General features: G+C 70.0%; 14 protein-coding genes. 12 read left to right on the top strand and 2 right to left on the bottom strand.

Translation table 11 applies throughout. The annotated features are described in order from the left end of the window. Positions 1-31: 31 nt before the first annotated feature. From ACS5PN_RS23145 to ACS5PN_RS23125, 5 genes are all read left to right on the top strand, one after another. Entirely contained in the window at positions 32-1,606 is a 1,575-nt protein-coding gene (locus ACS5PN_RS23145; RefSeq protein ID WP_439466365.1) for a Ppx/GppA phosphatase family protein, read from the top strand. Between the two features lie 158 nt (positions 1,607-1,764). Further along, positions 1,765-8,871 carry a hypothetical protein gene (locus tag ACS5PN_RS23140; RefSeq protein WP_439466364.1) on the top strand — a complete coding sequence of 2,369 codons (7,107 nt, stop codon included), beginning with the start codon at positions 1,765-1,767 and terminating at the stop codon, positions 8,869-8,871. An 84-nt stretch (positions 8,872-8,955) separates the two neighbouring features. After that, complete coding sequence (locus ACS5PN_RS23135; protein WP_439466363.1) at positions 8,956-9,360, top strand: GFA family protein; 405 nt, start codon at positions 8,956-8,958, stop codon at positions 9,358-9,360. Between the two features lie 27 nt (positions 9,361-9,387). Next, complete coding sequence (locus ACS5PN_RS23130) at positions 9,388-9,591, top strand: hypothetical protein (protein WP_439466362.1); 204 nt, start codon at positions 9,388-9,390, stop codon at positions 9,589-9,591. Positions 9,592-9,705: 114 nt separating this feature from the next. Next, positions 9,706-10,491: a hypothetical protein gene (locus ACS5PN_RS23125; RefSeq protein WP_439466361.1), complete on the top strand. Its 786-nt coding sequence runs from the start codon at positions 9,706-9,708 to the stop codon at positions 10,489-10,491. Positions 10,492-10,504: 13 nt separating this feature from the next. Here the strand turns inward: ACS5PN_RS23125 and sixA are convergent, their stop codons facing one another. Further along, on the bottom strand, positions 10,505-10,966 hold the full coding sequence (gene sixA / locus ACS5PN_RS23120) for a phosphohistidine phosphatase SixA (protein ID WP_439466360.1): 462 nt from the start codon (positions 10,964-10,966) through the stop codon (positions 10,505-10,507). A 2-nt stretch (positions 10,967-10,968) separates the two neighbouring features. Next, positions 10,969-13,023, bottom strand: a complete 2,055-nt coding sequence (gene ppk1, locus ACS5PN_RS23115) for a polyphosphate kinase 1 (RefSeq protein WP_439466359.1) — start codon at positions 13,021-13,023, stop codon at positions 10,969-10,971. Between the two features lie 64 nt (positions 13,024-13,087). Between ppk1 and ACS5PN_RS23110 the strand changes: the two genes are divergently transcribed. The 7 genes from ACS5PN_RS23110 to ACS5PN_RS23080 all read left to right on the top strand — a co-directional run bounded on the left by ACS5PN_RS23110 (position 13,088) and on the right by ACS5PN_RS23080 (position 21,899). Beyond that, complete coding sequence (locus tag ACS5PN_RS23110; protein ID WP_439466358.1) at positions 13,088-13,963, top strand: hypothetical protein; 876 nt, start codon at positions 13,088-13,090, stop codon at positions 13,961-13,963. Then, positions 13,960-15,690, top strand: coding sequence for a single-stranded-DNA-specific exonuclease RecJ (gene recJ / locus ACS5PN_RS23105; RefSeq protein WP_439466357.1), 1,731 nt, complete (start codon positions 13,960-13,962; stop codon positions 15,688-15,690). The genes ACS5PN_RS23110 and recJ overlap by 4 nt, the downstream gene beginning before the upstream one ends. Positions 15,691-15,920: 230 nt before the next feature. Beyond that, entirely contained in the window at positions 15,921-17,738 is a 1,818-nt protein-coding gene (locus ACS5PN_RS23100; protein ID WP_439466356.1) for a bifunctional diguanylate cyclase/phosphodiesterase, read from the top strand. Positions 17,739-17,819: 81 nt separating this feature from the next. Next, complete coding sequence (locus ACS5PN_RS23095; protein WP_439466355.1) at positions 17,820-19,367, top strand: methyl-accepting chemotaxis protein; 1,548 nt, start codon at positions 17,820-17,822, stop codon at positions 19,365-19,367. Between the two features lie 52 nt (positions 19,368-19,419). Continuing rightward, positions 19,420-20,283 carry a 3',5'-nucleoside bisphosphate phosphatase gene (locus ACS5PN_RS23090; protein WP_439466354.1) on the top strand — a complete coding sequence of 288 codons (864 nt, stop codon included), beginning with the start codon at positions 19,420-19,422 and terminating at the stop codon, positions 20,281-20,283. A 91-nt stretch (positions 20,284-20,374) separates the two neighbouring features. Further along, positions 20,375-20,746, top strand: a complete 372-nt coding sequence (locus tag ACS5PN_RS23085) for a BlaI/MecI/CopY family transcriptional regulator (RefSeq protein WP_439466353.1) — start codon at positions 20,375-20,377, stop codon at positions 20,744-20,746. Then, positions 20,730-21,899 (top strand): M56 family metallopeptidase, encoded by a 1,170-nt coding sequence (locus ACS5PN_RS23080; RefSeq protein ID WP_439466352.1) that lies wholly within the window; start codon positions 20,730-20,732, stop codon positions 21,897-21,899. Before ACS5PN_RS23085 ends, ACS5PN_RS23080 begins: the two co-directional genes overlap by 17 nt. Positions 21,900-21,923 lie beyond the last annotated feature (24 nt).

Genomic DNA, 21,923 nt, shown 5'->3' with positions numbered 1-21,923 from the left:
GCGTCAAATTTTGCCCCGACAATCTGCCGCCATGACGACGCGCCCCGACCCATCCAGCCGCCGCTGGGCCGCCCCGAGGCGGATGAACCCCCTCGGGGGGCAGGCCGTGCAAAGCACGGCCTCGGGGGCTCCAGGTAGCCAGATCTGGGCCTCCATCGACATCGGCTCCAACAGTTTCCGCCTGGAGCTGGCCCGCCTGGCGGGCGAGCGCTATCAACGCGTCAGCTACATCAAGGAGAGCGTGCGCCTGGGCGCCGGCCTGGACGACCAGGGCATGCTGACCGAAGAGGCCATGCAGCGCGGCCTGAACTGCCTGAAGGGCTTTGGCGAGCAGCTCGTCGGCATTGCGCCCGAACGCATCCGCGCCGTCGCCACGCAGACCCTGCGCGAGGCCCGCAACCGCAACGCCTTCCTGGCGCGCGCCCAGGCCGTGCTGGGCCACCCCATCGAGGTCATCGCCGGCCGCGAGGAGGCCCGCCTGATCTATGCCGGCGTGGCCCGCCTGCAGCCCTCGGACAAGCCGCGCCTGGTCATCGACATCGGCGGCCGCTCCACCGAGATGATCCTGGGCCGCGGCCAGAAGCCGCTGCTGGCCGAGTCCTTCGGCGTCGGCAGCGTGGGCCTGTCGGTGCGCTTCTTTGCCGATGGCCGCTACAGCGCGGAAGCCTTCCGCGCCGCCCAGGTGGCCGCGGGTGCCGAACTGGAAGAGGCCCTGACCCTGTTCCGCCCCGAGCTGTGGAAGGAAGCCCTGGGCTCCTCGGGCACGGTGGGCGCGGTCTCGCAGATCCTCGCGGCCAGCGGCAAGACCGATGGCCGCATCACGCCCGACGCGCTGCGCTGGTGCATCGCCCAATGCCTGGAGGCCGGCTCGCAGGACAAGCTGCAGATGCCCGGCCTGAAGGACGACCGCCGCCCCGTCGTCGCCGGAGGCTTGTGCATCCTCTACACCCTGCTGAGCCAGTTCGGCATCCAGGAGCTGCTGCCCACCAAGGGCGCGCTGCGCCAGGGCGTCATCTTCGACCTCGTTGAACGCCTGCAGCCCAGCGGCGCCCGCGACCCGCGGGCCGACTCGGTCAGCGAGCTGCAGGAGCGCTTCGCCGTCGACCGGCCCCAAGCCGACCGCGTGGCCAGCCAGGCCGAGCTGCTCTACCGCCAGCTCACGCCCAAGCCCTCGCCCGAGCTGCTGCGCGAGCTGACCTGGGCCGCCGCCCTGCACGAGGTGGGCATGCTGGTGTCCCACCACGACCACCACCGCCACAGCGCCTACGTCATCGCTCATGTGGACGCGGCCGGCTTCTCCACCAACCAGCTGCAGCGCCTTTCGGGTCTCGCCCTGGGCCAGCGCGGCGGCCTGCGCAAGCTGGAAGCCCAGCTCCACGACGCCAGCTTGCTGGACCAGCTCGTCGCGTTGCGTCTGGCCGTCATCCTCTGCCACGCCCGCTCGCCGGAGACCGTGGCGCCGCCCAAGCTCGAGCGCGAAGGCAAGCAGCTGACGCTGCTCTGCCCCAAGAACTGGTCGGTTGAACAGGCGCGCACGCGCTTCCTGCTGAAGGAAGAAGCCGAGGCCTGGGCCCGCACCGGGCTGCTGACGCTGTCCATCAGCTGACAACAAGGCGTCCGGGCGGCGCGCCTGTGTGAAGCAATGATGCTGAATGCTTCGGTGGCCGAAATGCCCCCGTTCTTTCGCGTTTGACCTGCGGAGGCGGAATCTAGGCTTGTCGGCCAGTCGAGGCGGAACTTGAGCGCCCGGCATTGGAGTGACAAATGCCCAGCATCACCGGCCTCAGCCCAGACGACATCGCCCAACTCGGCACGGCCGCCATCGCCGCGCTGAAACCCGCCGACTGGCAGGCCTTCAGCCCCCAACAGATGGCGGCACTGACCAGCGCCCAGGTGGCCGTCATCCCCGCCACCGGCTGGGGCGCCATCACGCCGGCCCAGGTATCGGCCCTCAGCGATGAGGGCGCCGCCGGTCTGACCGAACGCAGCCTGCCCCAGCTCAGCAGCGCCCAGTTCGCCGCGCTGGCGCCCGGCCAACTGGCCGCCCTGCCCACCCAGGGTCTGCACGCCATGACCAGCCGCCAGGCCGCCTCGCTGACCGCGGCGGTCATCGATGCGCTGGACGTCCGCCAGGTCCAGGCCATCGCGACCGCAGCGCTGGCCGCCATGAGCACGGACCAGATCGCCACGCTGGGCAATGCCGAGGTCAGCCAGCTCAGCGCCGCCCAGCTGCACGCGCTGCAGACCGGCCAGGTCGCGGCCCTGTCGCTGGACAGCATCGCCGGCCTCGCCTCGGACCAGGTCGCGGCGCTGACGGCCGCCCAGCTCGGCGGCATGAGCGGCGCCCAACTGCAGGCCCTGACGCCCGACCAGATCCACCAGTTGGCCAGCAGCCAGACCATCGGCCTGCACAGCAACCAGCTCGCAGCTCTGAGCAGCGATCAGCTCCAGGCCCTGGACAGCAAGGCCTTCGCCGGCCTCTCGGCCAAGGCCCTGGCCGGCCTGAGCAACGACGAACTCGGCCTGCTGTCGGGCGACCAGCTCGCCGCCCTGCCCACGGCCACCGTCAACGGCCTGGCCACCGGCCAGCTGCAGGCCCTGAGCCCCGACCAACTGCAGTCGCTGACGGCGCCCCAGGTCGCGGCTTTCAGCAATGCCCAATTGGCCGCCCTGGGCAGTGACCAGTTGCAGGCCCTGGGCACGCAGCAGCTGCACGCGCTGTCAGCCAACCAGCTGTCGAAACTGACCCTGGCCGCGCTCGAGGCACTGACGCCGGAGCAGCTCGCCAGCCTCGGCTCGGCACAGTCGCCCGGCTTGACCACACAGGCCCTGGCCGGCTTTTCCGACGAACAGATCGCCGCCCTGGGCAGCCAGGCCCTGCACGGCCTCAGCAACGCCCAGCTGGCCGCCCTGAACGCCGAGCAGATCGCTTCGCTGACACCCAGCCAGCTGCAGGGCCTGAGCAGCCTGCAGATGCGCGGCCTGTCCGACGCCAGCCTCGGTGCCCTGGACAGCGAGCAATGGGCCGCCCTGGGCTCGGCCCAGTTCAACGGCCTCAACACCCATCAGCTGCAACTGCTGGGCAGCGACCAGCTGGCGGCGCTGTCGACCAGCGCCCTGCACGGCCTGGACGCCACCATCGCGGCGTCCCTGCGAGCCGACCAGCTCGCCGCGCTGTCGCCCGCGCAATGGCAGGCCCTGGGCACCCAGGCCCTGCACGCGCTGAAGCCCGCCCAGCTGGATGCGCTGGGCGCCGAACAGCTGCAGGCCCTCAGCACACCCCAGCTCGCCGCACTGACGACGGCCCAGTTCGCCTCGCTGGATGCCGGCCAGATCGGTGCCCTGTTGCCCTCGCAGCTCGCCAGCCTGTCCAGCGCCCAGGTCGCGACGCTGAGCCGCGACGCACTGGCCGCCCTTGACGCCGAGCAGATCGGCGCCTTCGGTGCCCGCCAGGTGCCGGGGCTGAGCAGCGCCCAGATCGCCAGCCTGGGCGTGGACGCGGTCGCGGCCCTGTCCACGGCCGCCCTGCACGCCCTCAGCGCCGCGCAGGCAGCAGGCCTGAGTGCAGCCGACATGCAGGCGCTCAGCCAGGGCCAGTTCCAGGCCCTGACCAGCGCCCAGTTCCGCGGCCTGAGCGACGCCGCCCTGCAAGGCCTGACCCCCAACGAGATGGCCAACCTCAGCGCCAGCCAGCTCAACGCACTGGGCGCCCACCAGCTGCAGCAGCTGCAGGCCAGCCAGCTCGGCGCCCTGGGCACCGCGACGCTGGCCGGCATGAGCAGCACGGCCGCCGCGGCGCTGACACCGGCCCAGCTGATGGCCCTGGATGTGGAGCAGCTGCACAGCCTGGGCGCGCAAGCCCTGCACGGCCTGACGACGGCGGCCCTGTCCGCCCTCAGTCCCGACAGTTTCGCGGCCTTCAGTGCCACGCAAGTCGCGGCGCTGAGCCCGGCACAGTGGCAGGCCCTGAACGCCGGCCACATCCAGAGCCTGGGCAGCGCCCAGATCGCCGGCATGAGTTCGGCCCAATTCGCCCAGCTCGGCACGGCCCAGATCGCCACGCTCAACCCCGACCAGCTCGGCGCGCTGAGCGCCAAGCAGATGGCCGGCGCCACGCCCGAGCAGGTCGCCGCGCTGGACCCGTCCCAGCTGCACTTCCTGGCGCCGGCGGCCCTGGCCGCGCTGGGCAACCGCCAGCTCGCGGCACTGAGCGCGTCCGACGTGCAGGAGCTCAGCGGCAGCCAGATCGCCGCGCTGAGCGGCGTGCAGCTCAAGGCTCTTTCAACCAGCGCCTTCGCCGCCTTGACCGAGGACCAGCTCGGCGCCCTGACGGGCGCACAGGCCACCGCCTTCAGCAGCCAGACCTTGGCCCTGCTGAGCCCCGCCCAACTGGCCGCTGTGAGCACGGCCGCCATCCACGGCCTGGGCGCCGCCACCGTGATGGCGCTGACGACCGACCAGATCCGCAGCCTGCAGCCCGATCAGGTCCATGCCTTCTCGGCCACGGCGGCTGCCAATCTGCAGGCAACCCAGCTGGCTGCGATGTCGCCCGACCAGATCGAAGCCCTGGGCGCCGGCAATGTCGCGGCGCTGTCGCTGACCCAGGTCGCCAACCTGGGTGCGGCCACGCTCGCCGCCTTCAGCGACGCCGAGGTCGCCGCGCTGAGCCCCGGCCAGTTCGCGCGCCTCAGCACCGCGGCCCTGGGCGCGCTGAACGAAGAGCAGATTTCGGCGCTGACGTCGCGCCAGACCGCCAGCATGACCAGCACGCAGTTCCAGGCGCTGTCGGCCGAGCAGCTGACGGCCCTGGGGTCTTCGGCCATGTCCGGCCTGCCGGCCGCGCTGATCGCCAGCCTGACGCCGGGCCAGGCCGCCGCGCTGACCACACCGCAGCTGCAGGGCCTCAGCGCCACGCAGGTGCACGCACTGGGCGACACGGCGCTGCGCTCGCTGACGACCGACCAGATCGGCATGCTCAGCGGTGCCCAGGTCAACAGCCTCAGCACCCACCAGATCCAGCAGCTCGGCGGCGAGCAGATCGCGGCCCTCGGCAGCGGCGTGCTGCGCACCCTCAGCGTCGGCAACGCGGCCGCGCTGACGCCGGCCCAGGTGGCCCAGCTGACCAACGACCAGCTGCAGGCCATGGGCACGCAGGTGGCCCATGTGCTGCTGCCCGCCCAGTTGCAGGCACTGGCGCCGGCCCAGGTCGCGGCCATCGCGCCGGCCGCGCTGGCGGCGCTCAGCTCCGCGCAGTTCAACAGCCTCGGTGCCGCCGCCCTGCAGGCCCTCAGCGCCACCCAGCTGGCGGCGCTGAGCACGGCCGAGATGCGCGGCCTGGGCACCTCAGGCCTGAGCCAGCTCAGCGATGTGCAGTGGGGCCAGATCCGCAACGCCCAGATGGCCGGCCTCAGCACCCAGCAGATCGCGGCGCTGACGACCGGTGAGGTTGCAGCCCTGGACGCCGGCGTCGTCGGCGCGATGACCACGCAGCAATGGTCGGCCCTGAGCGCGGCCCAGCTGCAGGGCCTGGGCACGGCGGCCGTCCATGCCTTGAGCCGCGGCGAGGTCTCGGCCCTATCGGCCACGCAATTGGCCGCCCTGTCGACGCTGCAGGTCTCCGTGCTGAACGGCACCCAGGCCGCCGGCTTGAGCAGCGCTCAGTTGCACAGCCTGACACCCGACCAGGTGGGCGCCCTGTCCACCGCGGCCGTGCATGCCCTGCTCAGCCAGCAGTTCGACGGCCTGTCCGTCGCCCAACTGGCGGCGCTGTCAACCGCCCAACTGGCCAACCTCAGTGCCGGTGCGCTGAACGGCCTGAGCGCATCCCAGTTGCAAGCCTTCGGTACGACACAGATCCAGGCTTTGCCCGCGGCTTCGCTGCAGGCGCTGAGCTCAACGCAGCTGCAACAGCTGAGCAACGACCAGTGGCAGGCCCTGAGCAGCAGCCAGATCGCCGCCATCCCGGCCGCCGACTGGCAGGTTCTCAGTGGCCCACTGGCGCTGCTGGGCACGGCCCAGCTGGCCGGCCTGAGCGCCGGCCAGGTGCAGCAATTCAGCGCCGCCGACCTGCAGGCCCTGAGCGGCACGCAGATGGCGGCCCTGTCTTCTGCCGCCATCGGGGCGCTGAGCCTGGCCGAGGTCGCCGTGCTGAGCACCGGCCAGATTGCCGCGCTGGGCACGGCTCAGGTGGCCGCGCTGAACGGCACCCAGCTCGCCTCCATGAGCAACGACCAGCTGCACAGCCTGGGCACGGCCCAGCTGCACGCACTGAGCGGCGCGGCCATCACCGCCCTCAGCCTGGACCAGCTCGCGCTGCTGGGCACGGCCGGTCTGGCCGCCTTCAGCGGCAATGTGTTCGCGTCCATGAGCAGCGATGCACTGGCCTTGCTGACCGCCGTGCCGGTTGCCGGCCTGACGACCGACCAGCTCGCCGGCCTGACCGCCAGCCAGGCGCCTGGCCTCAGCCTCGCCGAGCTGTCTTCTCTGACCCCGCAGCAGCTCGCCGCGCTGACGCCGGCCGCCCTGCACGCGCTGACCACGACTCAGTTCCAGGCTCTGCATGGCAACCAGTTCACCGGCCTGACCGGTGCGCAAATGGCCGCCCTGCCCGCTGCCGACATCAGCCTGCTGGCGACGGACGCGCTGCACCTGCTGTCAGCCAGCCAGGTGCAGGCCCTGGACAGCAGCCAGACCGCGGCGCTGAGCGTGCAGCAGCTGCAGGCCCTCGCGCCCGACAGCCTGGCAGGCATGACGGTGACGGCCCTGCACGCTTTGTCGCTGGCCGGCATCGCGGCGCTGTCGCCCGCACAGATCGGCGCCTTGACCAATGCCCAGATCACCGCGCTGGACCCGGCCCAGATCGCCGCCATCTCGCCACAAGGCCTGCTGGCCCTGAACGCCGACCAGATCGCCCGCATGAGCAGCGCGCAGCTGCAGACGCTCTCGCCCGAGCAGCTGGCGGTGCTCGAGCCCCAGCAGCTGGCGGCCTTCGGCAGCGCCGTCATCGCCAGCCTGACCGGCACCCAGCTCGCGGCGCTGAGCCCGTCGCAGTTCGCCAGCCTGAGCCCGCAGCAGTTGTCGGCCATTTCGCCCTATCACCTCAGCGGCCTGACGACGGCCGTCATCGGCACGCTGGACAGCGAGCAGGTCAGCGGCCTCACCGTGGCCCAGGTGCTGTCGCTGACGCCGGCGCAGTTCGGCGCCCTCGCCGACACGGCCATGTCGGGCCTGGCGCCCGACGCCCTGCACGCGATGTCGGTGTCCCAGTTCAGCCAGTTGCGCCCCGACCAGATCGCCATGCTGACGGCCCAGCAGTTCAGCGCGCTGACCCAGTCCGAGATCGCGACGCTGACGCCCGCCCACATCGCCGCGCTGGAGCCCAGCCAGCTGCTGGGCCTGACCGTCAACCAGGCCGAGGCCCTCAGCCCTTCGCAGCTGGCCGCCCTGCAGCCGCTGCAGCTGTCCGCCTTCAGCCCGCTGGTCATGGCCAGCCTCAGCGCCACCCAGCTGCAGGCCCTGGACCCCAGCCAGTTCGCCAGCATCAGCCCCAACCAGCTCGCCGCCATCTCGCCCTACGAGCTCAGCATGCTGTCCAGCTCGGTCATCGCGACGCTGGACGGCGAGCAGGTCAGCGGCTTCAGCGTCGCCCAGGTGCTGTCCATGAGCGCCAGCCAGCTGGCCGCGCTGGCCGACGCCGCGATGCCGGGGCTGGACCCCAGCGCCCTGCATGCGATGTCAGTCGCTCAGTTCAGCCAGCTGCGACCCGACCAGGTCGCCATGCTGAGCTCACAGCAGTTCGGCGCGCTGACGCCCACCGAGGTCGCAGCGCTGACGCCGGCCCACATGGCGGCGCTCGAGCCCTGGCAGATGTCGGCACTGACGCCTTCGCAGCTGGCCATGCTGGGCACCGACCAGGTCGCCGCGCTGAGCCCCGGCAACTTCGGCCGCCTCAGCGCCACGCAGATCACGGCACTCGGCGCGGCCGAGGTCGGCGCCCTGGACGGCAGCCAGATCAATGCGATGACGACCGATGCGCTGCAGGCCTTCACGCCGCAGCAGATCTCGGCGATGACGACCGCCGAGCTGTCGGGCATCGACATGAACCACGTCGCCGCCTTCACGGCCGCGCAGCGCTCGGCCATGTCGGCCGACCAGCTCAATGCGCTGGCCGGCGCTTCACCGCTGGTGCTGGACCTGTCCGGCCTGGGCGTGCAGACCGTGGACGCGGCCCATGGCATCGCCTTCGACATCAACGCGACCGGCCAGGCCCAGCACATCGGCTGGGTGGGCGCGGGCAGCGGCCTGCTGGCCCTGGACCGCAACGGCAACGGCAAGATCGACGACGGCAGCGAGCTGTTCGGCACCGCCACCCACCTGCCCAACGGCCAGCTGGCCGAGAACGGCTTCCAGGCCCTGGCCCAGCTGGACAGCAACCACGACGGCAAGCTCACGGCGGCCGACGCGGAGTTCGCCCACCTGAAGGTCTGGGTCGGCAGCAACGCGCAGTCCGGTGGCCAGCTGGAAAGCCTGGCCGACCTCGGCATCGTCGAGCTGGACCTGAACGCCGCGCACACCAGCACGCTGCAGAACGGCAACCTGATCGGCATGGACGCCAGCTACACGACCCAGGACAGCAGCCGCCACGAACTGGCCGACGTCTGGTTCGCCCAATCCGCTCAGGCGAGTGCGCCACCGCTGCCCGCCTTGACTGACCTGCTGGCGCCGGCCACCACGTCGCTGCTGGATGGCGGTTCCAGCATCCACACCACGCTGACGGGCGGCCACGACCCGTTGCTGCACCTGGCCCAGCTGGACCGCCAGTTGCGCGAGTTCCACGAAACGCAGCGCCAGATCAGCAGCAACGCCTGGTAACCGGTGACAGGCCGCGCTGCTGCCACAAACTGGCAGTGGGGCTGCGAGGATGTGGGGCTTAACAGCCACCGCGAGCCCCCCGCCATGCTCAAGACCTACACCGGCAGCTGCCACTGCAAGGCCGTGCGTTTCGAAGTCGACCTCGACCTCGCCGCCGGCACCGGCCGCTGCAACTGCTCCATCTGCTTCAAGACGCGCAACTGGAGCGCCAGCGTCAAGCCCGAGGCCTTCCGCCTGCTGGCCGGCGAGGACGCGCAGAGCGACTACCAGTTCGGCAGCAACAGCGTGCACAACCTGTTCTGCAAGACCTGCGGCGTGCGCTCCTACGGCCACGGCTATATCGAGCAGGTCGGCGGCGCCTTCGTGTCGGTCAAGCTCAACTGCCTGGACGACGTGTCACCCGAAGAGCTGGTGGCCGCACCCGTCCAGTATTACGACGGCCTGCACAACAACTGGTGGAACAAGCCCGACGAAACCAGGCACCTCTGACCAGAGCGCGTCCGGCGCCTGCACGGCGTGCAGGGTCACTTCCGGCTCACCATCGCGCTGGCGCCAGCGCAGCCACCAGACGGCGCCCTTCTTGACGGCCCAGTCCTGCGCTACACCTGCCAGCAGGCGCCCAAGAGCTGGTCTGCCGAGCAGGCGCGCACACGCTACCTGCTGAAGGAAGAGGCCGAGGCCTGGGCGCGCAGCGGCCTGACCGAACTGCTGGTGGCATGAAGCCACCCGGCCTCGCCGCCGGGCCGTGATGTCGCCCCCCGGACCGAGCCGGATCCGGTGGCGGGTCAGCATAAGATCACGCATCACATCTTCAATGTCTGCCTGGGAGGGCATATGGCAAAGACCTGGTTGCGGCGCAGTGTGCTGGCTTGTGGCGTTCTGCTGGCGATACCGGTCTCGGCACAAAGTATCGACGCCGCGAAACTGTCCTCTGTCGGCGTGTTTTCGCTGTTGGGCGACAGCGTGCAGGCGAGCTGGGCGGAGGACAAGCCGACCGGCACGCGCGTGGATCGCAACGGCGGCCAGAACCTGGATTTCAAGGGCATCGGCTTCGACCTCATCGCGCTGCGTGCCAGCGATGCTGCACTCAAGCGTGCCAATCCGCGAGTCCAGACCGGCCTCTACCGGGCGCCGCAGGAACTCAGCCCCGCACAGCAACGCGCGCTGTCCGAAGGCGCGGCCAAGGCCGAACTGCCGGCGTGGATGGTGGCCACGATCAACAAGGACAAGCTCGACCATCTGCTCATCATCACCCGCCAGCGCGGCACGATCTCGGCCGACACCGCCGACAGCATGGCCATCGGCCGGGGCGCCGTGGAAGGCATCGGCTTCTACCTGGACACGCTCTACACCATGCGCAACCAGACCACTGGCGCCCTGTCGAGCGGGCTGATCGCGCCGTATGCGCAGATCCGCTATCAGCTGATGGAGGTCAAGAGCGGCGACATCGTCGCGCAGTACGACGTGCGCGAGTCCTTCGCCTACGCGTCGCGCGAGGCGCAGGGCTCGCTCGACCCGTGGATGTTCATGTCCAACGAGGAGAAGGTCCGCGCACTACGCGACCTGGTGGAGAGGGGCACCGAGCGCGCCCTGCAGAACCTGCTGGCCGCCAAGCGCTGACGCGGCGCCGTTCCTACAGCGCGTCGGGGCCCTGCACCGCGTGCAGTGTCACTTCGGGCTCGCCATCGCGCTGGCGCCAGCGCAGCCACCAGACGGCGCCCTTCTTGACGGCCCAGTCCTGGTCCACGCCAGCCAGCAGATGGGCCGCGAGCTGGCCCAGCGTCGGCTGATGGCCGCAGATCAGCACGGGCTCGCTGGATTTGGGCCAGCGCGAGGCTTCGATCAAGGCAGCGATCGGCGCGTCCGGCGCGATGGACGGCACGATGCGCACCTCGCGGCCCAGGGCCTCGGCCGTCTGGCGGCAGCGCAGGGCCGGACTGACCAGCACGCGCGTCGTTGCCGCCAGGCGGTGGTTGAGCCAGGCCGCCATGCGCCGCGCCTGGCGCTCGCCCTTGGGCGTCAGCGAACGCAGCAGATCGTCCTGCCCGGGAGCGGGCACTTCGGCTTCGGCGTGGCGCCAGAGGATGAGGTCCATGTTCAAGCGCCTTCCGAATAACGCCGCATCAAAGCCTGCTGGGCGCTGACGCCGGTTTCGCTGATGCGCACCGAGCGGCCATCGGGGCCCAGCTGCCAGGCGTCCATGGTGTCGTGCAGATAGGGCTGCAGGGCCTCGTCGATGACACGCTGGCGCAGGCGGGCGTCCTGCACCGGCCAGGCCACCTCGATGCGGCGGAACATGTTGCGGCTCATCCAGTCGGCACTGGACAGGAACAGCGCCTCGCCCTCATCGCCTTCCGCCCAGCGGAAATACAAGACCCGCGTGTGCTCCAGGAAGCGGCCAACGACGGAGCGCACGACGATGTTGTCGCTGACACCTGGCAGGCCCGGTGGCAGCATGCAGGCACCGCGCACGATGAGGTCGACCCTGGCACCCGCCTTGGCCGCGCGCAGCAGGCCATGGATAAGCTCGGCATCGGTCAGCGCATTGATCTTCACGACGACGCGTGCAGGCTTGTAACCGGCCAGGGCCGCAGCCTCGACCTGGGCCAGCAGCTCCAGCATGCGGCTGTGCATGTTGAAGGGCGCCAGCAGCATGCTGCGCAGCGCCTTGAACTTGCCGAGCGATGCCAGTTGGCGGAACACCGAGTCGGCATCGGCCGTCAGGTCGGCATCCGCCGTCAGCAGGCCCAGGTCGGTGTACAGGCGCGCCGTCTTGGGGTTGTAGTTGCCGGTGGAGATGTGGGCATAGCGGCGCAGCTTGCCGTTCTCGCGCCGCGTGATCATCAGCAGCTTGGCGTGGGTCTTGTAGCCGACGATGCCGTACACCACCTGGGCACCGACCGCCTCCAGCCGCTCGGCCCAGTTGATGTTGGCCTCTTCGTCGAAGCGCGCCTTCAGCTCCACGACGGCCATGACCTCCTTGCCACGCCGTGCCGCCTCGATCAGCAGGTCCATCAGCTCCGACTTGGCACCGGTGCGGTAGATGGTCTGCTTGATGGCCAGCACGTCCGGGTCCAGCACCGCCTCACGCAGCATCTGCACGACGGGCTCGAAGCTCTCGAAGGGATGGTGCAGCAGCACATCGCCCTTCTTCAGCTTCTCGAAGATGGACTTGTGGCGCGGCAGGCGACCCGTCGGCCAGGCCGGCTCGAAGGGCGTGAAGCGCAGGGCCGGTGCGTCCGTCTGGTCGATCAGCTCGTTCAGGCGCACCAGGTTGACCGGGCCATTGACGCGGTAGAGCGCCGCATTCGGCAGGCCAAACTGCTCGAGCAAAAACTCCGACAGCTCGGCCGGGCAGGTGTTGACCACCTCCAGCCGCACCGCGCGGCCGAAATGGCGCGTCGTCAGGCCCGAGCGCAGCGCATGGCGCAGGTTGGCGATTTCTTCCTCGTCGACTTCCAGGTCGGAGTCGCGCGTGACGCGGAACTGCGAGAAGGCCTCGACCTTGCGACCGGGAAACAGCTCTTCCAGGTGGGCGCGGATGACGCTGGTCAGCAGCACGAAAGCCTGGCGGCCGTCGCTGAGATTGGCCGGCAGCTTGATGACGCGCGGCAGCACGCGCGGCACCTTGACGATGGCGATGCGGTTGTCGCGGCCAAAGGCGTCCTTGCCTGACAGCCGCGCGATGAAGTGCAGCGACTTGTTGGCCACCTGCGGAAAGGGGTGGGCGGGGTCCAGGCCCACCGGCACCAGCAGCGGCTTGACCTCGCGCTCGAAATATTTGGCCACCCAGCGCCGCTGCGGCTCGTCGCGGTCGGCGTGGTTGAGGATGACGATGCGCTGCTTCAGCAGCAGCGGCGTCAGCTGCTCGTTGAAGATCAGGTATTGCTCGTCGATCAGCGTGTGGGCGGCGCGGCCGACGCGGTCGACGTCCTGGCCGGTCACGCTGCTGAGCGGATCGCGCGCGGCCTCCAGCATGTCGGCAAAGCGCACCTCGAAGAACTCGTCCAGATTGCTGGACACGATGCAGACATAGCGCAGCCGCTCCAGCAGCGGCACGTCCTCGCGCTGGGCCTGGGCGAGCACGCGCCGGTTGAATTCGAGGATGGCCTGTTCGCGGTTGAGCAGCTTCAGCGGAGTCGGGTCGGTCATGAAGAAAAGTGTATGAAGCTTGTGTGACAAGCGCTTGAAAAGCCCCCCGGGATAATCCGGACCCATGCATCTGATGATTCCCCATGCCAGCGCCCTCGATGACGCCGCGCGGCATGCCTTCTCCAGCCTGGCCTTGCCCAACCTGGCCGCGCAACTGGCCCGCTTGAGCCCGGCTGACACCTGGGGCAGCGACGAGTACGCCCCCCAGCCGCCGCATCACCTGGCCCTCGCCGCCCTGCGTGGCCAAGCCGAGCCCAGCGCAGCCGCCTGGGCCGTGGACGCCGGCCCCGAACTGTCCTGGGCCTTGATGACGCCCCTGCATCTCGCCGTCGGCACCGATGGCGTCGACGTGTTGCCGCCGGGAGCCCTGCAGCTTTCAGAGTCGGACGCGGCCCGCTTCTTGGCTTTGCTGAAGGAGCTCTGGCCCGAAGGTGAAGGCTGGCAGTGGCGCCTGCTGGATGCCCAGCGCTGGGCCATCGGCCACGCCACCGCACTGGAGGGTTTGAGCGCCGCCAGCATCGAACGCGCCGCGGGCCGACCCATCGAACCCTGGCTGCCGCAGAGCCGCGTCTTGCGCCGCTGGCAGAACGAGGCCCAGATGCTGATGCACGAACATCCGCTCAACGTCGAGCGCGAGTCGCGCGGCCAGCACGCGATCAACTCGATCTGGATCGGCGACATCGGCCGCAGCAACGGCCAGCAGTCCGAGGTGACGGTGGACGCCCGCCTGACCGAGCCGCTGATGAACGGCGACCTCGCCGCCTGGGCCGAAGCCTGGCAGCGCCTGGACGGCGGCCCGCTGGCCCAGGAGCTGCGCAGCCTGACCCTGTGCGGCGAGCGTTTCGCGCGTCGCTTCACGGCCCAGCCGCTGTCGTTCGTCGAGAAGATCAAGCGACGCTTCCAGACGCCCGATGTGGCGGCCGTGATGGAGGCGCTGTGAACTCGCCCCGCCTTGTCGAACGCGATGTCAACCCGCGCACCGCCTGGGCGCTGGAGCAGGCCGGCGTCGCACCGCTGCTGGCCCGCCTGCTGGCCGCACGCGGCGTGCGTGAGGCCGCGGAGCTGGACGAGAACCTCAACCAGCTGCTGCCGCCCACCGGTCTCAAAGGCTTGAGCGAAGCCGCCAAGCTGCTGGCCGATGCGATCCAGTCCGGCGAGCGCCTCGTCATCGTGGCCGACTACGACTGCGACGGTGCCACTGCCTGCGCCGTCATGCTGCGCGGCCTGCGCCTGCTCGGCGCGCAGCCGGAACAGCTCGGCTATGTCGTGCCCGACCGCGCCGTGCACGGCTATGGCCTGACACCGACCATCGTCGACCTCGCCCAGGCCCAGAAGCCCGGCCTGCTGGTGACCGTGGACAACGGCATTGCCAGCCTTGCCGGCGTCGCGCATGCGCGCGCACTCGGCATCAAGGTGCTGGTGACCGACCACCACCTGCCTGCCCAGGTCGCTGACGCCATCGTCGTTCCCGAGGCGGAGGCCATCGTCAACCCCAACCAGCCCGGCTGCACCTTCGCGAGCAAGTCGCTGGCGGGCGTCGGCGTGGCCTTCTATGTGCTGATGGGCCTGCGCGCCGAGCTGCGTTCCCGCGGTGCGTTCACGGAGGTGCCACGCCTGGACGGCCTGCTGGATCTCGTCGCACTCGGCACGGTCGCCGACGTCGTCAAGCTCGACGCCAACAACCGTCGCCTCGTCGCCCAAGGCCTCAAGCGCATGCGTGCCGGCCGCGCCCAGCCGGGCGTCATGGCCCTGTTCAGCGCCGCCAAACGCGACGCGAGCAAGGCGCAGGGCTTCGACCTCGGCTTCGCTTTGGGCCCGCGCATCAACGCGGCCGGGCGGCTGTCCGACATGACGCTGGGCATTGAAGCACTGACCACCGACGACCCCGAGCGCGCCATGCAGCTCGCTACCCAGCTCGACGCCATCAACCGCGAGCGCCGCGAGATCGAGAGCGGCATGCGCGAGATGGCCGAGGCACGGCTGGATGCCCTCGTCGAAGCCCTCTCCGGCGCCCTGCCCCCGGCCGTCGCCTTGTTCGATGCGGACTTCCACGAAGGCGTGGTCGGCATCGTGGCCTCGCGCATCAAGGACCGTGTGCACCGCCCCACCTTCGTCTTCGCGCGCGGCGCCGATGGCCAATTGAAGGGCTCGGGCCGCTCCATCCCTGGATTCCATCTGCGCGACGCGCTGGACCTGGTCAGCAAGCGCGAGCCCGAGCTGCTGGCCAAGTTCGGCGGCCATGCGATGGCGGCCGGCGCGACTTTGGCCAGCCCCGAGGTCGGCGATGTGCACCGCTTTGCGCTGGCCTTCGCGCGCGTCGCCGAGGAATGGCTGAACGAGCAGGACCTGACCCGCACCCTGCGCCACGACGGCGCCCTGCCGCCCGAGGCCGCCACGGCCGAGACGGCGCGGCTGCTGGACGCCCAGGTCTGGGGCCAGGGCTTCGAGCCGCCCATCTTCTGCGACCGCTTCGAGCTGATCTCGCAGCGCCTGGTCGGCGAGAAGCACTTGAAGCTGCGCCTGCGCCGGGCCGGCCAGCTCATCGACGGCATCTGGTTCAACCATGTGGACATGCTGCCGGAGAAGGTGACCCTGGCCTATCGCCTTTCCCTCGACGAATGGCAGGGTCAGCAGCGCGTCCAGTACGTCATCGAGGCGGCAGCTTGAAGCCCCTCGCCCAGCGAGTACGCTGATCGGTCCCCCGAGGGGACGGCGATGCTCGCGGCATTGAGCCGCGAGCACATCGCCCAACGCGGGCCGGCTAGGGAGCGGCCCGTCGCTCAGCCCACAATACGTGAAGGAGTTGGCGGGGTCGCGCGCCCTGCCGCCCCAAGTCACCTGACTGTCACGGGGGACTCCAAGAATCCGCGGCGCCAGCCAGCCCGGAGTCATCCCCCATGCGCGCCACCGCGCCCGATCCCCTTGCCGACGCTCTCGATCGCCTGATCGAGCAGCGCAGTTTTGACCTGCACTTCCAGCCCCTGGTCGCCATCGACCGCGCCGAGATCTATGGCTTCGAGGCCCTGACGCGCGGGCCGGCCGACGGTCCCCTGCATTCGCCGCTGGTGCTGTTCGAGGCCGCCGCCCGCCTGGGCCGCCTCGTCGAGCTGGAGCACCTCATCGTGCAGCGCGCCCTGCAGCGCTTCAAGCAGCTCGGCCTGCCGGGCCAGCTCTTCCTGAACGTGACGGCCGACACCTTGCTCGGCGCGCGCGAGCATGCCGGCCGCCTGGCCAGCCAGTTGAGCGAGCTGGGCCTGCCGACCTCGCGCGTCGTCATCGAGCTGACCGAAACCCGGCCCATCGAGGACCTGGCCCAGCTCGACGATGCGCTGCAGGCCCTGCGCGAACGCGGCTTTCGCGTCGCCCTCGACGACCTCGGCGAGGGCTTTGCCTCGCTGCGCCGCTGGATGCAGATGCGTCCCGACTTCGTCAAGATCGACCGCCATTTCATCGACGGCATCGCCCAGGAGCCGCTGAAGCAGCAGTTCGTGCGCTCCATCATCGAGATGGCCGCCACCAGCGGCTGCGAGGTCGTGGCCGAAGGCCTGGAGCAGGAGCCCGACCTGGACGTGCTGCGCCGCCTGGGCCTGTCCATCTGCCAGGGCTATCTCTTCGCCCGCCCCTGCGCCACGCCGCGTGCGAGCTTGAGCGCGCAGTGGAGCGGCCGCCTGGCCGCCGAGGCCCAGCCCCGCCTGCTGCAGAACGACCTCGCCCTGCCGCTGGCCCAGGGCGCCATCACCAGCGCGGCCCAGCTGGCGCGCCGCGGCCTCACCGTCACACCTGCCACCAGCTGCCGCAGCATCGTCGACCTCTTCCACCGCGACGAGCAACTGCTGGCCATTCCGGTGCTGGACGACCAGCAGCGCCCCATCGGCCTGCTGCGATCGCTGCATGTGCTCAAGCGCAGCACCGAGCGCTATTTCATGGACATCTTCGACAAGCGCAGCTGCGTCGGGCTGATGGACGCGCAGCCGCTGATCTTCGACGTCGCCACGCCGCTGCGAGCCATGAGCGATGCCGTCTCCAACCTCGACGAGCGACTGCTGACCGACGGCTTCATCGTCACGCGCGACGGCGCCTATTTCGGCTCAGGCCGCAGCTCCGACCTGCTCAAGGCCGTGTCCGACCTGCAGGTGCATGCGGCCCGCTATGCCAACCCCCTGACCCTGCTGCCCGGCAATGTGCCCATCGACAACCACCTGGACCGTCTCATCGAAGCCGGCGAGACCTTTGCCGCCGTGGTCTGGGACATCGACCACTTCAAGCCCTTCAACGACGTCTACGGCTACCGCATCGGCGACGACATCATCCGCCTCGCCGCCCGCGCACTCACGCAGGCCGCTGACCCGCAGATCGACTTCGTCGGCCACATCGGCGGCGACGATTTCGTCATGGTGCTGAGTAGCAGCGACTGGGAGGACCGCCTGACGCGCGTCTGCGAGGCCTTCGACACCGGCGTGCGCAGCTTCTTCTCGGCCGAGCACCTGGCCGCCGGCGGCTATGTGACGCTGAACCGCCAGAACCAGCCCAGCTTCCATCCGCTGCCCACCATCTCGGCCGGCGCCGTGCTGCATCTGCCGGGTCATTTCGACAGCGCCCGTGCGCTGAGTGCCGCCCTGGCAGAGCCCAAGCGCGTCGCCAAGGGCCGGGCCGGCGGCAGCCGCTTCTTCGTCGACCGGCGCCAGCCGCCGCAGCGGGCCTTGTTGGCGGCCTGAGTTTTCCGTCTTCCCGCCGGCCCCTGTCTGCGGCATGCTGCCTCTCACCAATCCTTTGTGAGGTGGAGCATGCTCAGACAGATGACGATCAAGCTGCGCCTGGCGGTGGCCTTCGGCGTGATGCTGTTGTTGATGCTGGTGTTGGGCCTGGGCGGGCGCTTCGCCACCGGGGCCATGTACGGCGCCTTCAAGCAGTTCAACGAGACCGTCGTCGGCTCGCTGCGCAGCGTGGACCAGTTGCGCGCCGGCCTGCTGACCGCGCGCCGCTACGAGAAGGACATGATCTTTGCCGCCATCGGCGTGGCCGACTTCAAGCGCGCCAGCACGCGCTGGGAGGAGTCCATGGCCGAGGCCGACAAAGGGCTGAAGGACCTGGAGCAGCGCGTCAAGCGCGATGAGGTGCGCCAGGCCCTGGGCCAGGTGCGCGAGAACTTCGACGCCTACCGCAAGGAGATGAAGCCCGTCATGGAGAAGCTGTCGCAGGGCGACATGGCCAGCGACCTGAAGGCCGCCTGGGACACGCCGCGCGAGGCCAAGAAGAAGGTGGACGAGGCCGAGAAGATCCTCGACGGGGCCATCCAGCGCGTCGACGAGGCGGTCGTCGAGGCGCAGAAGAAGCTGGCCAGCGTCTACTCGACCATCTCCCTGGTGATCTGGGCCGCGCTGCTGGCCGGCGCCCTGCTGGCCGTGCTGATCGGCTGGCGCATCACGCAGTCGGTGCTGGAGCCGGTGGACGCCAGCATCCGTTTCGCCTCGGCCGTGGAAGGCGGCTCGCTGGACGAGGAGCTGCGCACCGACGGCCGCGACGAGCTGACCCGGCTGTCCAACAGCCTGGTGGAGATGCAGGCCGGCCTGCGCAGCATCGTGCTGAGGGTGCGCGAGGGCTCGGAGTCCATCCAGCTCGCCGCGGCCGAGGTGGCCACCGGCAACCTGGACCTGTCCAGCCGCACCGAGCAGGCTGCGGCCAGCCTGCAGCAGACCGCCTCATCGATGGAGCAACTGACCGAGAACGTGCGCCACAACGCCGACTCGGCCCGCCAGGCCAACCAGCTGGCGGCCAATGCCTCGGAGGTGGCCACGCGCGGCGGCGAGGTGGTGTCCCAGGTCGTCAGCACCATGGACGAGATCAGCGCCAGCGCGAAGAAGATCGCCGACATCATCGGCACCATCGACGGTATCGCCTTCCAGACCAATATCCTGGCCTTGAATGCCGCCGTCGAGGCAGCCCGCGCTGGCGAGCAGGGGCGCGGCTTTGCCGTCGTGGCCGGCGAGGTGCGGCTGCTGGCCCAGCGCAGTGCCGAAGCCGCCAAGGAGATCAAGACGCTGATCACCGCCTCCGTCGAGCGGACCGGCGCCGGCGCGACCCTGGTGCAGCAGGCCGGCGAGACGATGACCGAGATCGTCGCCTCGGTGCGGCGCGTGACCGACATCATGGGCGAGATCACCGCCTCGACGACCGAGCAGAGCCAGAGCATCGGCGAGGTCGGCCAGGCCATCACCAACCTCGACCAGATGACGCAGCAGAACGCCGCATTGGTCGAGGAAGGTGCCGCGGCGGCTTCCAGCCTCAAGGACCAGGCCCTGGGCCTGACCCATGCCATCAGCAGCTTCCGCGTGCGCACGCGCTGAGCCCCAAGGCCCTGTAACAGGCCGGGAGCGGGGCCCTTTCTACAATGGGGCCGTGAACCTCGACCCCACGCTCAACGCCGATCTGCACTGCCACTCCGTCATCTCGGACGGTACGCTGACGCCCGAGGCCCTGGCCGAACGCGCCAAGGCCGGCGGCGTGCAGTTGTGGGCGCTGACCGACCATGACGAGATCGGCGGCCAGGCCCGCGCCATCGCCGCGGCGCGCGCCAACGGCATGGCCTATCTGACCGGCACCGAAATCTCGGTGACCTTCGCCGGCCGCGTCGTGCACATCGTCGGCCTGGGTTTCGACCATGAGTCCGCCGAGATGATCGAAGGCCTGCGCGCCACCCGCGGCGGCCGCGAGGCGCGTGCCCGCGAGATGGCCGCCAGCCTGGCCCAGGTCGGCATCCACGGCGCCTTCGAGGGCGCGCTGAAATACGTCGGCAACCCCGAGCTGATCTCGCGCACCCATTTCGCCCGCTTCCTCGTCGACAGTGGTCACTGCAGCGACGTGCCCGAGGTATTCCGCCGCTTCCTGACCGAAGGCAAGCCCGGCTTCGTCGAGCACCGGTGGGCGACGCTGAAGAACGCGGTGGGCTGGATCACGCGCGCCGGTGGCATCGCCGTCATCGCCCACCCGGGCCGCTACGACTTCACGCCGACGGAAGAGTACGCACTGATCACCGAGTTCATGGCCCATGGCGGCCGCGGCATCGAGGTGGTCACCGGCAGCCACACCACGGCCGAGTTCGAGCAGTACGCCAACACGGCCCTCGAGTTCGGCCTGCTGGCCTCGCGCGGCTCGGACTTCCATTGCCCGGAAGAAAGCCGCATAGCCCTGGGCACCCTGCCCGCGCTGCAGGCCCGGCTGACGCCGGTCTGGGCCGAGCTGGCCGACCGCATCCACCAGTAAGTCCTGCCGACCGCCACCACCGCGGGTTTCCCTCGATAGGCCTCATCGACAACACGCGTTGACAATTGATCGTCAACAAACGTTGTCGATCATGAGCACCATCTCCGACGCCGAATCGCAAATCATGCGCACCCTCTGGGAGCGCCACCCGCTGACCGCCGACGACATCCTCGCCGCCCTTCCCGCAGAAGACGGCTGGCAGCTCGGCACCGTCAAGACCCTGCTGAACCGCATGCTCAACAAGGGTGCGCTGAAAGCCGAGCGCGACGGGCGGCGCTATCTCTACGAGCCGCTGGTGGCTCGCGAGGACTGGGAACAGGGCGAGTCCCTCGGCCTGCTGGACCGCGTCTTCGGCGGGCGGCTGTCGCCGCTGGTGGCGCATTTCTCTTCGCAGCGCAAGCTGAGCCCGGAAGATGCCGAGGCCCTGCGCCGCCTGCTGCAGGAGCATGACGATGCTGAGTGAGGTCTTGTTCGACACGCTGTGGCGGGCGCACCTGGGCCTGAGCCTGGGACTCGCCGCCGTGCTGCTGTTGCGCCGGCCCTGGCGCCGCTTTGCCGGCGCCCAGGCGGCCTATGCGCTGTGGCTGCTGCCGCTGTGGCTGGCCGCGGCGGCGCTGCTGCCGCGGGCGAGCCTGCCGGGCTGGGTGCTGCCGCCCGTGCTCGTCACAGGACCGCGGACTGCCGCGCTGGCGGACATGCCGGCGGTCTGGGCCCTCTCGATGACGGGGTTATGGGCCGCTGGCGTGCTGGCTGTTGCCGCGGCGTATGTCGCGCTGCACTGGCGGTATCGCCGGCGGCTGCAACACACCACGGGCGGGCACCTGCTGGCCCCGGTGGGCGACTCGCCCGGCCTGCTGGGCCTGTGGCACGCCCGCCTGGTGCTACCGGCTGACTTTCGCCAGCGTTTCGACCGGTCGGAGCGGCGCTGGATCCTGGCGCATGAATCGGCCCATGCCCGCCGGCTGGACAACCCGGCGCGGATGTTGGCGGCCGCGCTGGCGGCGCTGGCCTGGTTCAACCCGCTGGCGTGGTGGGCGCTGGGCGCGTTGCGCCACGACCAGGAACTCGCCTGCGACGCTACTGTGATGCAGCGCTATCCCGGCAGCTGGCGCCGCTACGGCCTGGCGATGTTGAAGCTCGATGGCGCCTTGCGCGTCCCGCCCACTGCCTCGGCCTGGCAGTCCCACCACCCCTTGAAGGAGAGGATCATGTTGCTGAAGAAAACCGCCCCCCGAGCAGACGCGCGCAGGGCCACCCGCCTTGCACTGGCCGTCAGCGCCTTGCTGGGCTTTGGTGCCGTGCAGGCGCTGAACGCCGGATCGCCAGACGCCGCCAGCGCGTCCAAGCCGGCCTCCCAACGCATGAAGGCGACCGAGGCCTGCCCGCAGATGGTCAAGCCCGAGCTGCCCCAGCTGCCGGACACGATCAAGGGTGACTACCGTCTGGATGTGAAGTTCAGGATCGGGCGCAACGGCCATCCCGACGCCGTCCAGGTGCAGGGGCAGGGCGACCCGCTCCTGGTCGATGCGGTCCAGAAGGCGGTGCAGAGCTACGGCTGCAAAACGGCACTGGCCGGCACCGAAGTCGAACAGCAGTTCGCGTTCAAGATCGATTAGACCTGCTAACACCACGGTCCCCAC

This window comes from Roseateles sp. NT4 (assembly GCF_051857475.1).
Classification (GTDB): domain Bacteria; phylum Pseudomonadota; class Gammaproteobacteria; order Burkholderiales; family Burkholderiaceae_C; genus Pelomonas.
This window is presented reverse-complemented; position numbering and strand designations above follow the sequence as displayed.